The sequence below is a fragment of the Rhizobium sp. BK313 genome (assembly GCF_014193655.1).
Lineage (GTDB): Bacteria > Pseudomonadota > Alphaproteobacteria > Rhizobiales > Rhizobiaceae > Rhizobium.
Map to the genome: position 1 here is coordinate 177,242 of NZ_JACHZQ010000006.1, position 16,151 is coordinate 193,392.

16 protein-coding genes are annotated in these 16,151 nt (G+C 54.1%); all 16 read left to right on the forward strand.

Annotated elements, in window-relative coordinates; translation table 11 throughout:
- Window positions 1-286 precede the first annotated feature (286 nt).
- Window positions 287-1,252: a class I SAM-dependent methyltransferase gene (locus FHT86_RS27170; protein ID WP_246779682.1), complete on the forward strand. Its 966-nt coding sequence runs from the start codon at window positions 287-289 to the stop codon at window positions 1,250-1,252.
- 147 nt (window positions 1,253-1,399) lie between these two features.
- Window positions 1,400-2,563 (forward strand): hypothetical protein, encoded by a 1,164-nt coding sequence (locus tag FHT86_RS27175; protein ID WP_166656937.1) that lies wholly within the window; start codon window positions 1,400-1,402, stop codon window positions 2,561-2,563.
- Window positions 2,564-2,791: 228 nt separating this feature from the next.
- Window positions 2,792-5,062, forward strand: coding sequence for a hypothetical protein (locus FHT86_RS27180; RefSeq protein WP_133710094.1), 2,271 nt, complete (start codon window positions 2,792-2,794; stop codon window positions 5,060-5,062).
- Between the two features lie 299 nt (window positions 5,063-5,361).
- Entirely contained in the window at window positions 5,362-6,390 is a 1,029-nt protein-coding gene (locus FHT86_RS27185) for a glycosyltransferase family 2 protein (RefSeq protein ID WP_208116681.1), read from the forward strand.
- The gene (locus FHT86_RS27190; RefSeq protein ID WP_133710093.1) at window positions 6,387-7,256 is read left to right on the forward strand and encodes a class I SAM-dependent methyltransferase; all 870 of its coding nucleotides are present in this window, start codon (window positions 6,387-6,389) and stop codon (window positions 7,254-7,256) included. Before FHT86_RS27185 ends, FHT86_RS27190 begins: the two co-directional genes overlap by 4 nt.
- Window positions 7,257-7,359: 103 nt before the next feature.
- Window positions 7,360-7,761 carry a GtrA family protein gene (locus tag FHT86_RS27195; RefSeq protein WP_133710092.1) on the forward strand — a complete coding sequence of 134 codons (402 nt, stop codon included), beginning with the start codon at window positions 7,360-7,362 and terminating at the stop codon, window positions 7,759-7,761.
- Window positions 7,762-7,763: 2 nt separating this feature from the next.
- Window positions 7,764-8,726, forward strand: coding sequence for an NAD-dependent epimerase/dehydratase family protein (locus FHT86_RS27200; protein WP_133710091.1), 963 nt, complete (start codon window positions 7,764-7,766; stop codon window positions 8,724-8,726).
- A 1-nt stretch (window position 8,727) separates the two neighbouring features.
- A complete protein-coding gene (locus FHT86_RS27205) occupies window positions 8,728-10,035 on the forward strand; it encodes a UDP-glucose dehydrogenase family protein (protein WP_133710090.1) in 1,308 nt (435 codons plus the stop codon).
- Window positions 10,035-10,913 carry an SDR family NAD(P)-dependent oxidoreductase gene (locus FHT86_RS27210; RefSeq protein WP_133710089.1) on the forward strand — a complete coding sequence of 293 codons (879 nt, stop codon included), beginning with the start codon at window positions 10,035-10,037 and terminating at the stop codon, window positions 10,911-10,913. Before FHT86_RS27205 ends, FHT86_RS27210 begins: the two co-directional genes overlap by 1 nt.
- The gene (locus tag FHT86_RS27215; protein ID WP_133710088.1) at window positions 10,913-11,128 is read left to right on the forward strand and encodes a hypothetical protein; all 216 of its coding nucleotides are present in this window, start codon (window positions 10,913-10,915) and stop codon (window positions 11,126-11,128) included. Before FHT86_RS27210 ends, FHT86_RS27215 begins: the two co-directional genes overlap by 1 nt.
- Entirely contained in the window at window positions 11,128-12,132 is a 1,005-nt protein-coding gene (locus FHT86_RS27220; protein ID WP_133710087.1) for a Gfo/Idh/MocA family protein, read from the forward strand. Before FHT86_RS27215 ends, FHT86_RS27220 begins: the two co-directional genes overlap by 1 nt.
- Entirely contained in the window at window positions 12,116-13,099 is a 984-nt protein-coding gene (locus FHT86_RS27225) for a galactokinase (RefSeq protein WP_133710086.1), read from the forward strand. The genes FHT86_RS27220 and FHT86_RS27225 overlap by 17 nt, the downstream gene beginning before the upstream one ends.
- On the forward strand, window positions 13,096-13,803 hold the full coding sequence (locus FHT86_RS27230; RefSeq protein ID WP_133710085.1) for a nucleotidyltransferase family protein: 708 nt from the start codon (window positions 13,096-13,098) through the stop codon (window positions 13,801-13,803). The genes FHT86_RS27225 and FHT86_RS27230 overlap by 4 nt, the downstream gene beginning before the upstream one ends.
- Window positions 13,800-14,399 (forward strand): SIS domain-containing protein, encoded by a 600-nt coding sequence (locus FHT86_RS27235; RefSeq protein WP_133710084.1) that lies wholly within the window; start codon window positions 13,800-13,802, stop codon window positions 14,397-14,399. The genes FHT86_RS27230 and FHT86_RS27235 overlap by 4 nt, the downstream gene beginning before the upstream one ends.
- Window positions 14,400-14,930, forward strand: a complete 531-nt coding sequence (locus FHT86_RS27240; RefSeq protein WP_133710083.1) for a D-glycero-alpha-D-manno-heptose-1,7-bisphosphate 7-phosphatase — start codon at window positions 14,400-14,402, stop codon at window positions 14,928-14,930. It abuts the gene before it with no gap.
- Entirely contained in the window at window positions 14,927-15,643 is a 717-nt protein-coding gene (locus tag FHT86_RS27245; RefSeq protein WP_133710082.1) for a transaldolase, read from the forward strand. The genes FHT86_RS27240 and FHT86_RS27245 overlap by 4 nt, the downstream gene beginning before the upstream one ends.
- Window positions 15,644-16,151: the final 508 nt, after the last annotated feature.

The following is a 16,151-nucleotide window of genomic DNA, read 5'->3' on the forward strand; positions in this document are numbered from 1 at the left end:
AACATAATATCGACTCGCAGAGGTTTTTCCTCGGCTTAAACTACGGTATAAACGTGAAATAGGACGCGAAACTACAAATTATATTTTTTAATTTTCTAGATATTGCCTTTAAATGGATCCGCGAGATTGAGAACGTGTCCAAATATGGACGACGTGGACAAATTTTGCTATCTGTGCTCCTGCGATGTGATACGTGCTCACTGTCCTCAACGGAAGCGAGTTGGAGATGCCACTTAAAGCGCTTGCGCTAATGGCGCCGCCGATAAGGCGTTTGTGGCACGACAGAATGGCACTGATTTCCGAGCGCGATGCCCTTGCAAAGGCCAACAAAGAGCTACTTCTCTCGCTCGAGGCTGGATCTCAGGTACAGCAAAATCCTTTCTTTCATTACAATTGCAGTTTCGATGCGTTAGACGTTCTGAAGAGACACGAGCAAACCAACCTCGTTGCCGATGACACTCACGTAACAAACTTCTTAGGCGTAAAGGTCTCCCCGAGATTTTTTCCAGGCATTCTCGACGGCAAAGCAGGAACGATAGAACCCCCTCCAATTCCTGCGAATTGGCACGCTGACATTGCAGAGTGGGCTGCTGCCTTGAGGGCAGTAGATCTGGCCGAAGAAAAGTTCAGGGCTGTTGAACTAGGCTGCGGTTGGGGCTGCTGGTTAAATAATACAGGGGTGGCAGCCCGAAATCGCGGCCTCAACGTCCAATTAATTGGTATTGAGGGCGATGGCGATCATGTCGAATTTGCCAAAGAGGCATTGGCTAGCAATGGTTTCTCATCCGGCGACTACAGAATAATTCATGGCGTTGCGGCTCCTCGAAAAGGCACGGCGCTATTTCCTGTCGTCGAGAATGCTGGCGCGTCGTGGGGCTCAGAACCAATTCTAAATGCAACCGATCTGCAAGTTCGCGAAGCAACTGCTTCGGGACAATTCCAGATATTGCCCGCTCTTTCGCTCGACGAGATCACGCTTGGCGAACCAATTGACCTCCTGCATATCGACATACAAGGCGGCGAAGCGGACTACGTAGACGCCACCGTGGAGGATTTAAATCAGTGCGTAAGATATATCGTAATTGGGACGCACTCCCGTCAAATCGAAGGACGCATAATGTCAACTCTATTGGCAAACGGTTGGAGCCTTGAGATGGAACGACCGGCTATCATCGGAATAGTCGGCGGAACACCGCAAATAGCCGTCGACGGTGTGCAGGGTTGGAAAGCTCCATCAACCGTCCGGCATTGAGTTTCATTCGTAGGTATAGATTGCACATGCGTCAGTTGTGCACTCGAGTTCAAGAATTGCAGGCAGCATGAAACCTAAGGCGACCTAGCTTGCCTGCGAGAAGACTATCAAGAGCTAGACTGCCCCGCACAAGCGAGATACTGCCACTTGCTGAAGCGTTTTGACGACGCTTTCATCCGGCCCATTGTTATCCGTCTACACGCACTCGAGCGACACAATCTGCGTATCCTCACGGTGACGGCTGCCTTGCGAGGTGACGGTCAGGGTGCTATCGCTTTGCGTGCAATGGAGAGAGGGGGAATCTTCATGAAGCAGCTCGCGTTACTTATTGGTCCAATACGTCGCCTCTGGCAGGAGCGACAAGATCTCATCGTGGAGCGCGATCATTTGCGCGCGGAGGCGAACCGCGTTAGCGAACTCTCGAGCAAGCTTGCAAAATTGGAAGCGAGCTTGAGTGTGGCCAAAGCGAGCAACGACTCCTTTTACTTGCTAGGCGGTGTGTTTTCCGGCAGTGCAAACGCGGAATATATGGCGCATTCGTATCCCATCGCATCGGACTTTTTTCATCCGGCCTACCGGGACTTCCTAACTTCCTTCAACGATCATCCGTTCCAGATGCACAGGAAGCTATGGGAGTTCGCGTACATTCAGCACAAGCTGACCATTGGTGGCATGATCGCTCCGGGAAAACGGGGCCTGTGTTTCGGCGCCGGGCAGGAGCCGTTGCCCGCCCTCTTTGCTGCAAGAGGCTGCAGCATTCATGCCACTGACGCGCCATCGGAAATCATTGGTGAGAAATGGACAGAAAGCAAAGAGTTCTCGCGCGCGCTTTCCGATATGAATTACCGCGGGATGATTGACGAAAAAGAGTTCTTCGAGCGCGTCACCTACTCCACCGCTGACATGAACCACATCCCTCCCGATCTCACGGGATTCGACTTCTGCTGGTCAGCTTGCTGCCTCGAACATCTTGGCAGCATCGAACTCGGCCTCGAATTCATTGCCAACAGCCTGAAGACGATCAAGGTTGGCGGCATCTCCGTGCAGACGACAGAACTCAACCTATCCTCAAATGAGGAGACTGTTGAAAATGGCGATACCGTCCTGTTCCGCCGCAGGGATCTGGAAGGCTTCATCGAGCGGATGCGCGATGAGGGCCATGAGGTGGAGGGACTAACGGTCACCCCCACGGCAACGCCGATTGATCACCATGTCGACGTACCGCCCTATAGCCACAACCCGCATCTTAAGCTTCTCCTGGGGCAATATGTGAGTACCTCGGTCGGCATCATGATCCGGCGCGGCAAATAGCCTGTACTTGGGAGAAAAAGTTGCCCACGCGCCGCCGACTTGGCCAAGTGAGTCTCAGCCCGCAATCGCCGAAACAAAAATGGCCGCCCTCGCTCACCAGCATCTTAGCCAGTGCCGATGCAGCACGGAAAAGATGCCCGGACGAGCCGATATGGTGGGGATGGAGTTGTCACTCCATTGGGTCTGCGTTACTGCTTCGCCCAAAGCGACTAATCGGGACGATTGCGGATGAATTTTGACCATATTGCCGAAGTGCTCATCCACGCGATGGTTGGGACACTGAGGTCATCAATCATTACGATCGTGCTGTTATTGATAGGGTTCCCCGTATCGAATTTTTTTTCGGCTCGCACTGGCGTAAAGGTGACCGCAGCATTCGGCATTATGTGTGGGATGCTTTTGGTTTCAGTAGCCTCTTGGTATGCTTTTAGGTTTGGTATCAGCGTAAAGCTGCCTTTTGCGACCTTAATCGTGATCGGCACAATCTGCGTAGTTGTTGCAGGTACTCGATATTTGAAGGCGAACGGACCCGCGACGATCCGCAAACAATTGCCACCATTGATGGCGACCGCGGCAACATTCCTGTTGCCGGTTTTTGCATACAGCATACTGAGTTTTGCCAAGATCAAGGTCGGCGCTTTGCCGCTGCTGACGAACGGCAACGGCGATCTTCTCGCGTACCTGAAATCGGGTGTAGTGCTTCTCGATTTGCCGTCAGCGACAACGATATTGAGCTCGATGGATCTCCGTGATTTCATCACGACCGACGTCTATGGTTGCTTTAATTTGGTTGCAATGTCGTCTTTCGTATTGCGGGTCGGCGTCGAAAAATGTGCGATACCAGTAATGGGTGTCGCCATAGGACTGGTCGCTCTTGGCATCGTCAATATATGTCAACGGGTGTTCGCTTTGCCCGCACGTCTGGCAGCCGTGATCGCCATATTGGTAACGACCTCCACGCTGTTCTCCTATATCGTTCTCTGCTATTTCCTCGCCCAGATGTTCTTCATGGGGCTCCTTTTGGTGTCGATCCTCTATATCGCCGAGGCCACCAACAAGACGGCATCATCCGTACACGCCGCCATTGCCACAATTTTGATATGCTCTGCCACCGTGATGTTCGTTTATCATCCCTGGTATGTCCAATACCTATTGTTGGCCTCATTCGCCTTCGGCGTCGCGCTCGTTGTCAGGAACTCGCCAGTTACATTAAGGAGTTTCTTTGCGGCGGGACTGGCCTCGCTTGGAATGTTGCTGGCCGTCAACCTTTTCGACCTCATCCTCGGCACCAGCCGCTACGTCATAGCCGCAAAGAAGATAATCTTTGCGGCTACCGCCGATGCGGGATGGCCAAAACCGTTTGTAAATCTTGCCTTGCTTCTCGGTGCACCAGTGCCATGGCAGGCGTCGGATTCATATCTTTCCGCCGGCATTCAATCACTACCCGTGATCCTTGTCGCCTGTGGCTGCCTGGTCATTGCTCTAAAATTCGACAGGACGGATAATCGAGCTGCCCGACTTTTCACACTCGGCTGTTTTGGCTTCTCAACAGCGCTTTATCTGGTGGCCTGGGGAGTATTTGGCGAATCCTATAAGCAATGGAAGTTTGCATCCACGTTACCCTTTACGATGGGGTTCGTTGTTGTGGCTTACATTCTCTGCCTTCTCCTCCTCCTATACCGTGGCCATGGCGCGCGAGCGATATTCAAGGGAGTGCTGACGGTCATCGCTCTATGTATAGTTGCGAATATCACGCTATATTTCACCGATGTGAGCAAAAATGCTTTCTATTTCCGCGAGAGCTTACGCGATGTGGCCAAAGCGGAAGATATTCCGACAGCGCAAGCCGTCTATATTGATGTTCCCGAAGTTATAGAGCGAATGGCTGCCGCTATCTACGTCAATAACAAACCAATCGTCTTTTCGCGCGCTACCAACTACGGCGCGAGCTCGAAGGAAGACTTGGTAAAATACACAGAGATAGCTTCCCTTCGCCAGGACTGCGTTGGACGAAAGAGCATTAAGTTGGTTACCGGCATTTCGGCAAAGGGCGCCGACCGCATGTTGCCGGTGAAAACTGAGATAGATTTGGCGGGAACTGAAACGGACTGCCTCAGATTGACTGGCTTCTCAGGTTCAGAATCGTGGGGACGTTGGACGAACGGAAACAACGCATCTCTCGAAGCCACATGTGAATGTGATTTAACAAAACAAGCGACCAATATTGTTCTTAAGGCCGGCACATATCTCGTGCCCGGCAAAGTTGAACGTCAGCGAATTATTTTCCGAGTGAACGGATCGGCACCACAGACGGTGGATATGAACTCAATGGACAAAAAAGACATCGTTCTGGCCGCTCCGGGTGATCCGGCAAATCCATCCTTGTTGGACGTTGAAATGGAATTTCCTGATGCTACATCGCCAGCCCGGGCGGGCTCAAGTGACGACCGCCTGCTTGGCTTGGCGATATCCAGCTTTTCGATTGTGCCAAAAGACTAGCACTAGACGCGCCACGTAAATGGTACCGCAGAGTTGCTTTTGGCGCGACGAAAGCAACATCGTTCCTGCATGCGAAGACGAGTGGGAAACCCGTTATGTTCAGGGCCTAAGTTAAGATCGACGATTGGACCGCTCCGGAGGCGGACAGTGCGAGCAAACTCTAGCTCCAAAGGCATTTGGCAGTAGAAACGCGGCGGCTCATCGGCCGCAATGTTTCGTTCAGCAGTTGATCCATTGCCGATAAATTATAGAAGACCAACAATCCTCCCGCTGATCCCGGTTTTGGATAATGTCGGCACTTGCGGGCAATCGGACTTTACCAAACCGCCGGGTCTGTATATCAGCTTCGATGGAATCAAATAGGTAGACCAGAGATTGCTATGGTTCCGCAAATTTCCCTGATTGTCCCCGTTTATAAGGAAGAGGCGAACATCCGCCCTTTTCTTGCTCGAGCCGAAGCGGTGTTCGAAAAAATGGGAAAAACATACGAGATTATTTTCTCCTTGGATCCGTCACCGGATCGTACCGAGGAGGTTATTCTCGAGGAAATCAATCGTAACTCCAATATCAAGCTCCTGTTGTTTTCGCGCCGGTTCGGACAACCCGCCGCCACCATGGCAGGCATATTGGCCTGCACTGGTGAGACGTGCGTCGTGATAGATGTCGACCTCCAGGATCAACCGGAACTGATCGAACAGCTTTATGGCAAACTCTCCGAAGGCTTCGAGGTGGTGTATGCCACGCGCCGCAGCCGACGCGGCGAGACTTGGTTCAAGCGTCTGATTTCGCATTTCGGCTATACCGTCATCAACAAGCTGAGCGACGTCAAAATCCCCCGCAACACCGGCGATTTCAGGATCATGACGCGCCGCGTTATCGAACAGCTGCGGCAACTTAATGAGACCCACGGATTTCTGAGGGGCTTGGTCGCATACGTTGGTTTCAAGCAGGGGTTCATCGAATATGATCGCGACGAACGATTTGCTGGAAAAGGAAACTATAACCGGCTGACCGGATCGTTTAAGATCGGTCTGAATGGGCTGGTCAGCTTCTCCTCGCGTCCCCTATTCATGATGTCGATTGCCGGTTTCATCCTTGCCGCATTCAGCTTCCTGCTTGGCGCGTGGTATGTTCTCCAGAAGATCATCGGGATAGATTTGTCCGCCGGCCTCTCAACGACAGTTCTAATCGTCACCTTCTTCTCAGGCGTCCAGCTGCTTGGGCTCGGCCTTATCGGCGAATACGTCGGTAGAATCTATGACGAGGTCAAGCGCCGGCCAATGTACATCGTCGATCGGCAGGTTAATTTTACGGAGCAGAAGTCGTGATCCCATTTAAGCTTCCCTCTCCCCAAGGCTATACCGAAGAGCCCGTGTGGAATGGCCGTGAGTTCGTTATAGGCGACAAGACGCTTCCTATATTGGAATACAGCGAAAATTTTGAAGGTTGGTCTGACGACCTTACCCAACTTCACGAAGAAGCAGCCGGTGAACATCACCCCATCGACGTGGCGTCCCGAACTCGCGCAATTAAAGAGATTGAGAAGTACAAAGGATCCGGCGATAGGGTCGTGATGGACATTGGTTGTTCATCGGGATTTTTGCTCCGAGACATGTCTAGCGCGCTTCCAGATTGTTCGCTGATCGGTGCGGATGTGGTCAAAGCACCTCTTATCAAGTTAGCGAGGGATCTTCCCAACATTCCGTTGGTTCGCTTCGATCTGCTGCAATGCCCGCTGCCGCCGGAATCCGTCGACGTCATTGTCATGCTCAATGTCTTCGAGCACATAGGAGACGATGTGCTGGCCATGAAGCGAGCATATGATCTTCTAAAGCCGGGCGGCCTCTTGGTCGTTGAAGTGCCCGCAGGACCCAGATTATTTGGTCCCTATGATGTCGAACTCCACCATTTTCGTCGATATACCCGGAGAGAGCTCCATCAAAAGCTGAGCAACGCGGGCTTTCGCATAGCAAGCGAATCTCACCTCGGCTTCCTACTGTTTCCAATGTTTGCTTTGGTGAAGCTGAAGGACAAGTATTTTGGCGCAAAAAGCGCCAAGAATACGGTGACACGTCAGGCCGCCTCGACTAGAAACAGCGTACTCATGGAACTGCTGATGAAGATTGAGGTCAATTTCCTGTCGGGAATCTCGCTTCCCTTTGGCATCCGAGTGACGATGACAGCCATAAAGTAGCACAATACGCTGACGCGTGTTATTGGCGGCCGCCGTGATGGGGATGGAAGCCTCGCTCACAGGGGTGGAGGCCACTGTCCACAGCAACGGGACGAAGTAAACGATGAATCTCCTTCACGACCCGAGGTTTCAGGTCATAAAGTACTTTTTGGTAGGAGCGTTGACTGCGGCGCTGTATTTCTCAGTTCTTTTCTTGACGGTAACGGTCCTCCATCTCCATCACGTCGTCGCCGTCAGTATTTCTTATTTCTGTGCAATTGCTTTCCATTTTTCCGCAAACAAAATATTTACGTTTAGAAGCAGGAGCCCCAAAATACTTATGGAGGCCCTGCGTTACATCTGCCTGGTCGTTGTGAACTACATCATCACTTTGATCGTCGTCTATATTGTGGTTGACGTCTCAGGTCAGTCCACATACCTCGGCGTTGGCGTCGCGGTTGCCGTCACGGTTGGACTGGGGTATGGGGTCACGAAACTGTGGGTTTTCCAGCATAGCAGGGGGTAATTTTGGCTAGCACATTTGTGGTGACGGGTTGCGCGGGCTTCATCGGAAGCAATCTGGTCGATCGTCTGCTCGGTGACGGACATGCAGTCATCGGCGTCGACAATTTTTCGACCGGCCAACGCCCTTTCCTCGAAGGCGCGCTAGCAAATGCGAATTTCCGGCTGGTCGAGATGGATATTCTCGATCTTGACCTCCTGAAGGCCGCTTTTCACGGCGCGGACGCAGTGTTTCACCTGGCCGCAAATGCTGATGTTCGCTTTGGTACGGAGCATCCGCGCAAAGATCTCGAGCAGAATACCATCGCGACCTATAACGTGCTGGAGGCAATGCGCGCTAACGGCGTTCGCAAGATCGCGTTCTCGTCGACCGGCTCGGTCTATGGGGAAGCGCCAGTCATTCCCACTCCGGAAGACGGTCCCTTCCCTATACAGACTTCCCTCTATGGCGCCTCGAAGGCTGCTGGAGAAGGCTTGATTTCGGCCTATTGCGAGGGCTTCGGATTCCAAGCCTGCATCTTCCGTTTCGTGTCCATTCTCGGCGAGCGCTACACACACGGCCATGTTTTCGACTTCTATGAGAAGCTGAAGAAAGATCCGACGCGTCTTCCGGTGCTCGGCAACGGCAAGCAGCGCAAATCCTACCTCCACGTTCAGGATTGCATCGATGCGATCCTCCTGGCGATGGAAAAGGCTGAAGCGAAGGTCAACATTTTCAATTTGGGTGTCGACGGCTATTGCGAAGTCAACGACTCGATCGGCTGGATATGTGAGACATTGGGACTGTCCCCAAAGCTGGAATATAGCGGCGGAGATCGCGGCTGGATCGGCGACAACCCATTCATTTTTCTTGATACCAAGCGCATCCAATCGCTGGGCTGGAAGCCGAAGTATTCAATCCGGGACGGCGTTTTGAAGACGGTTGAATACCTTCGGGCAAACGAATGGGTCTTTAACGCAAGGACGTAAAATGAAAGTTTGCGTACAAGGGCTTTGGCACCTTGGCTCCGTAACTGCCGCCTGCCTGGCCAGCGTTGGGCACGATGTGGTCGGCCTCGACGACAATTCGGAGGTCATCGCTGGCCTGAAAAAGGGGGCGGCTCCGCTCCTGGAACCCGGACTTGACGATCTTCTAGCGGCAGGTTTGGCCAGCGGGAAACTTGGTTTCACAACCGATCCGACCTCAGCGTTGGCCGACGCTGATGTTCTTTGGGTCGCCTACGACACGCCCGTCGATGATGATGATCGCGCAGATGTGCGATACGTTTCATCGAGGATCGAGGCGAGCTTGCCCCATCTCAAATCTGGCGCCGTCGTGCTCATCTCGTCGCAAATGCCCGTTGGCTCCATCGCGGCGTTGGAGACATATTCCCGGTCGATCGGCCGCGATCATCTGCACTTTGCGTGCAGCCCCGAGAATTTGCGTCTGGGCGGCGCACTAAAAGTCTTCCTCAGCCCGGACAGAATCGTCATAGGCGTACGGGATGCGATCACGAAAGAACGCCTTGCGGCGCTCTTGTCACCGGTGACCGACAAACTCGAGTGGATGTCGGTTGAATCGGCCGAGATGACAAAACATGCTATCAACGCGTTTCTCGCAACGTCGGTGACTTTCGCAAATGAGATTGCGGCCATCTGTGAGTTGGTCGGCGCCGACGCAAAGGAGGTCGAGCGCGGCTTGAAGACCGAGGCACGCATCGGTCCTAAGGCATATTTGTCGCCGGGTGGGCCATTTGCCGGAGGAACGCTGGCGCGTGACATCGAATTCCTTCGCGAGGCAAGCGGTGGCAAAGGTGGCCTCGCAACACCGCTTCTTTCCTCCGTAAAAGTCAGCAATGACGAGCACAAGACGTGGACACGCCGAAAAATTGGCGGTCTGGTGAATGCCTTGTCAGGGGTCAAGGTCGCTGTATGGGGTCTCACCTACAAGCCTGGCACCAGCACCTTGCGGCGATCGCAATCAGTGGAACTATGCGACTGGCTTATGGCTCAGGGTGCTGCCGTCCAGGTGCATGATCCGGCAGCCACTGAATTGCCGGAGCGGTGGGCAGGATCGGTTCACCGCCATCAAGATGCGGTTGAGGCAGCGCGTGGCGCCCGGATTCTGGTAATCGGGACCGAGTGGCCAGAGTATCGAAACCGTGTTGAAACGCTGCCGATGCCTGAATGCCGACAACTCGCAGTAATTGACGCAAATCGCTTTGTGCAAGCACAGGCAAAGGCATTGGGTTTAACTTACATCGCTGTAGGCAGCCCGCAGTCCGAAGGAATGTCCTAGTGGAAGAAAAGCCGCTTAAAGGCCGCGTCGCAATCATTACCGGCGCCAATCAGGGCCTGGGACTTGAGATCGCCCGTAGATACGTCACGGCCGGCGCTGACCTCATGATTTGTGCGAGAAACAGCGACCTGCTGGATGCTGCCAAGACAGAGCTCCAGGCTTTGGCAACTCCTGAGCAGCGGGTGTCATCTTTATCCGCAGACGTATCAAAGCAGGCTGATGTCGAAGCAGTGGTAAAAGCCACTCTGTCGGAGTTTGGAAGCTGCCAGATTTTGGTAAACAACGCTGGCGTCTACGGTCCGAAGGGCGAGATCGAAACCGTCGACTGGTCCGAGTGGGTCCGGGCCATGGAAATCAATATTTTCGGCTCAGTCCTGATTTGCCGCGAGCTCCTTGGGCATTTCAAGCACCAGAGTTACGGCAAGATCATACAGCTCTCAGGCGGGGGGGCCACCAATCCCCTGCCCCGCATAAGCGCCTATGCAGCGTCCAAGGCAGCAATCGTGCGTTTTGCCGAAACGCTCGCGGAAGAGGTCCGGGGGCTCGGAATTGACGTCAACTGCATCGCGCCAGGCGCGCTCAATACCCGTATGCTTGACGAGGTGCTTGACGCAGGGCCTGAGAAGGTGGGGCATGCGTTTTATGAGCGTGCATTGAAGCAAAAGGAAAGCGGCGGCGCCCCGATCGGGAGAGGCGCCGAACTCGCCCTCTTTCTGGCTTCCGCCGCAAGTGACGGAATTACCGGCAAGCTCATAAGCGCCGTATGGGACAATTGGGAGCACTGGCCGGAGCATAGCGACGACCTCGCTAAGACCGATGCCTATACGTTACGTCGAATTACGGGTCGAGATCGCGGCTTCACCTGGGGCGACAAGTAATGCCGTGGACAGGTGCAAAAAACCTGGTCGACGTTTCGCACGCCGACAGCTCTGACGAAGCTGCTTTGGCTTTCATTCACCTTAAATATAAGCGTCGTAGTCCGCAGTTTTTGCTGGAAAAGAGGCCAATATTTGAATCACAGCTTGCCGATGCCTCGGTCAAGAGGCTATCGGTTGCACCTCAACTTCGGCAGGACAAGGTTGTTTCGTTCTGATGACAGATGACGTATTCGGCGTAGCCATTATCGGTTGCGGATTGATCGGGCAAAAACGAGCGGGGGCGCTTGGTGCCAGGGCACGGTTGGTGGCATGTGCAGACAAGGATTTGCCCAGAGCCGAAAAGCTCGCTGCCAGTCGTGGCGCGCGCGCATTCAGCGATTGGCGGGACGTGCTGGGCTTGCCGGACGTAGATATTGTCATCATTGCCACACTTCATGACTCGTTGGCAGAATTGACACTGGCGGCAGCGCAAGCCGGAAAGCACGTACTCGTGGAGAAGCCGGCGGCTCGTTTTGCTGCCGAGCTTGTGCCGGTGATGGCGGCCGCTGAAGCAACCCGCGTAAAGGTGCACGTGGGCTTCAACCATCGCTACCATCGCGCCTTGCGCAAAGCCAAGGAGATCATCGATGACGGCGCTCTCGGTGAGCTGATGTTCATCCGCGCACGTTACGGGCACGGAGGTCGTATCGGCTATGATAGAGAGTGGCGGTCAAATCCCGCCCTGTCCGGTGGCGGCGAACTCATCGACCAAGGACCTCATCTCATAGATCTGTCGCGCTGGTTCCTCGGCGAGTTCGTCGATGTCTCCGGCTTCGCCAATACCTACTACTGGGACATGCCGGTCGACGATAACGGGTTCATGCTTCTCAAGACTGAAAAGAAGCAAGCAGCTTTCCTCCATGTCTCCTGCACGGAGTGGAAAAACATGTTCTCCATGGAGATCTACGGAAAGATAGGCAAGTTGGAGATTTCCGGGCTCGGCGGCAGCTACGGTGTAGAGCGACTGACCCACTATCATATGCTCCCCGAAATGGGGCCGCCTGAAACGACATCATGGGAATATCCAATGGCCGACAATTCATGGTCGGTCGAATTGGAAGAGTTTTATGACGACATCAAGCTCGATCGTCCGAGCGCAGCAGGGCTCGCTGACGCCTATGAGTCGTTGAGGATTATCGAAAAGATCTATCAGGAGTCTGGCTATGATCATCGCGCGTAGTCCGTTGCGCATCACCTTGGGCGGCGGCGGAACCGATCTGCCTTCCTACTACCGGGATCATGAAGGCTTTCTCGTCTCTGCCGCGATCGACAAATACGTGTATGTCACAGTGATGCGCCCTTTCACGGAAGGCATCTATCTAAAATATTCCCACCTGGAACACGTTGATAAGATATTGGACGTAAAACATCCGATTATCCGGGAATCGCTCCAGATGCTTGGGTTCAATACGCCGCAAGTGGAAATTACGACCCTTGCGGATATTCCTGCAGGCACCGGTTTGGGTTCCTCGGGAAGCTTCACCACTGCACTTCTCAAGGCGCTCTACACGCATCGCCGGCGTCATCTGCATCAAGAAGAGCTTGCCGAGCTCGCATGCCACATCGAAATCGATCGTCTGGGCGAGCCGATCGGCAAGCAGGACCAATATATCGCTGCCATCGGCGGCGTGACCTGTTTCACCTTCCACAAGGATGACAAGGTATCGGCCGAGCCGCTCGGTCTTTCGATGGATACGATGTTCGATCTGGAAGACAATCTTTTATTGTTCTTTACCGGCTTTTCTCGCAGCGCCAGCGGGATCCTCAAGGACCAGCAGGTCAGATCTCAGCAGCAAGACTCCGACATGCTGAAGAACCTGCATTATGTAAAAGACCTCGGCTATCGTAGCCGCGATGCATTGATCGATGGCAAGACGACCCTTTTTGGCGAACTCATGCACGAGCATTGGGAGCATAAAAAGCGCCGCTCCGGTGGAATGACCAATCCTAAGATCGATGAGTGGTACGAACTTGGAATGAAGAATGGTGCAGTCGGTGGCAAGCTCGTTGGCGCTGGTGGAGGAGGTTTCTTGATGTTCCTTGCCAAGGATCGCAACAAGCTGCGCCATACAATGGCGGCGGCCGGGCTCGAAGAAGTCAGATTCCGGTTTGACTTCGAGGGCACCAAAGTGGTTTTGGCTTCATGACGTTGGGCGTCTGCATACTGGCGGGTGGCCTGGCGACACGTTTGCGTCCGATTACCGAAAAGATTCCCAAGTCGCTGGTGGAAGTCGCGGGCGAGCCCTTCATTTTCCATCAGCTGCGTTATCTTCGCGAACAAAATTTGACCGACGTCGTGCTCTGCGTTGGTTACCTTGGCGAAATGATCGAAGATCTGGTGGGCGACGGTGCGTCATTCGGGCTCAATGTAAAATACTCTCCAGACGGCCCACGCCTGCTTGGTACGGGCGGAGCGGTGCGACAGGCGCTGTCCATGTTGGCAGACAGTTTCTTTATCCTCTACGGCGACTCTTTCCTGCCGATTGACTTCTCGAAGGTAGAGGCGGCCTTTCATGCGACGCGCAAACCGGGGCTGATGACGGTGCTCGACAATGGCGATCGGTGGGACAAGAGCAACGTCCTGTTTCGCGACGGGCAGCTGATTGAATACAATAAGCGCGAGCCAAGTCCAGATATGAAGTATATCGACTATGGCCTGGGGATACTGCAAGCGAGCGCACTAGAGACATACGAACCGGGAGAGGTCTTCGATATCGCCGACCTCTATCACGCTCTGTCAGTGCGCGGCCAATTGGCTGGTTATGAAGTCAGTGAGCGGTTTTATGAAATCGGATCCCATAGCGGTCTACAGGAAGCAGAAATCTATTTTAGGGAGCACCGGAAACAATGAGCTACGCTGAACAACACCTGAAAGAAGCTGCAGAAATCATCCAGAAGCTGGACATCAGCGCGATTGAGGGGATGGCCGACCTGCTGGCGACCGTGAAGGCAGAGGGTGGGCGAATCTTCTTCCTGGGCGTTGGCGGTAGTGCTGGAAATGCATCCCACGCTGTCAATGATTTTCGTAAGATCGTCGGCATCGAGAGCTATGCTCCGACTGACAATGTCTCGGAGCTGACGGCGCGCACCAACGATGAGGGTTGGTCCACAATCTTTGCCGAATGGCTGAAGATCAGCAAGCTGAATTCGAAGGATGTCCTGTTCATCCTTTCGGTGGGCGGCGGCAATCTCGAAAAGAACATTAGCCCCAATCTGGTCGAGGCTCTGAAGCTGGCAAGAGATGTTGGCGCAAAGATCACCGGCGTTGTCGGGCGCGATGGTGGCTATACGGCTAAGGTCGCGGATGTGTGCGTCGTCGTGCCGACGGTCAACACGGAAACGATCACGCCTCACTCGGAAGCTTTCCAGGCGGTTGTCTGGCATTTGCTGGTATCACATCCGAAGCTGAAAGCTAATGATACTAAGTGGGAATCGGCGGTACGCTAAATGGCCAAGGCAGTCTTCCTGGATCGGGACGGTGTGATAAACCGCGCTATGGTGCGCGAGGGCAAGCCCTATCCGCCGTCGACCGTCGAGGAGACGGAAATTCTGCCGGATGTCGCCGAAGCGCTGGCCAGGCTCAAGGAGCACGGTTACCTGTTAATCGTGATTACGAACCAGCCAGATGTTGCGCGAGGCACAACGACCAGGGAGGCCGTGGAGGCTATCAACAATTACCTCAGCGCCTCCCTACCGATTGACGAGTTCCGGACCTGCTATCACGACAGCGGTGATGGCTGTGATTGTCGCAAACCACGTCCTGGATCGCTTCTCGCTGCTGCAGCACTGCACAACATCGACATGACTCGCTCCTTCATGATCGGCGACCGTTGGCGCGATGTCGAAGCGGGACAAAATGCCGGCTGCAAAACGATCTTCATCGACTATGGCTACAGCGAAAAACAACCTGAAGCAGTAGACTGCCGCGTAACTTCGCTCGGCAAAGCTGCGGCTTACATTCTGGAGAAAGTGCAATGACCAAAGTGGAAGAGCTAAACGTCAAGATTTTTGCTGACGGCGCTGATAAAGCCGGCATGCTTGAAATGTATGCTAAGCCATTCGTCAAGGGCTTGACCACCAACCCGACGCTTATGAAGAAGGCGGGCATCACCGACTATCGTGCATTCTGCAAGGACATCCTGACGACGATTGCCGACAAGCCCCTTTCGTTTGAGGTGTTCTCAGACGATTTCGCGGAGATGGAAGCGCAGGCGTTGGAAATTGCCAGCTGGGGCGACAATGTCTACGTCAAAATCCCCGTAACCAATACCAAGCAAGAAACTGCCTATGCGCTGATCAAGAAGCTGGCGGCCAAAAAGGTGAAACTGAACGTGACGGCGATCATGACGCTCAGCCAGGTTCGTGATGTCGTTGCCTCGCTCGATCCGGATGTTGCAAGCTATGTATCCGTCTTTGCCGGACGTATCGCCGACACGGGCCGCGATCCTGTGCCCTTGATGGCCGCTGCAGTCGAAATGTTGAAGGTAGCTCCCGCCGCCGAGTTGATCTGGGCAAGCCCGCGCGAACTTCTCAACATCTTCCAGGCAGATCAGATCGGCTGTCACGTCATCACCGTGACCAACGATATTCTGAAGAAACTGTCGCTGGTCGGTTACGACCTTGATCAATATTCGCTGGATACGGTGAAGATGTTCTACAACGATGCCACGTCGGCAGGCTTCAAGCTGTAATCCACTCGAACTAGCTGGAGCGACCCCTTAATTCGACGAATTGAATAAGGGATAGAGATCACAGTGCTCCTGGGCACGATACCGGGTTCAGTGGATCGTGTCCTCGGTGTGGTCTCCTGTCCCTTGCTCAAGTGACAACGTCTTGGGGCGATCGATGTTCGTTTCGAGGTGTTCCCGCTGAATCCTCTGAGCAGCTGGATAAGTCGACGCAGACCCGTTTCGGACCTGCGTCAAAGGGGCTAGCGCGGTTCTTGTTTTTTCGGAATCGCCATAGAATTCCCAAATCTGAGGCACGTCTCCAGGAAGACCGACGCTGGCGGCGGGCGCTCTTCCCTGACGGGAGCGTTGAGACGCGCGCCGATCCCCTCACCCGCCATGGCGGAAGGCAACGCGGGGCAGCCGCGACAATCGCCGCGGCGCGGACACTCGGCCGGGATGCCGGCCTCGCCGTTCGGTTTGCACATGGTTTTCTCCGGGAATTCTCGGCGATGCTGCGGGCGGAGCCTCG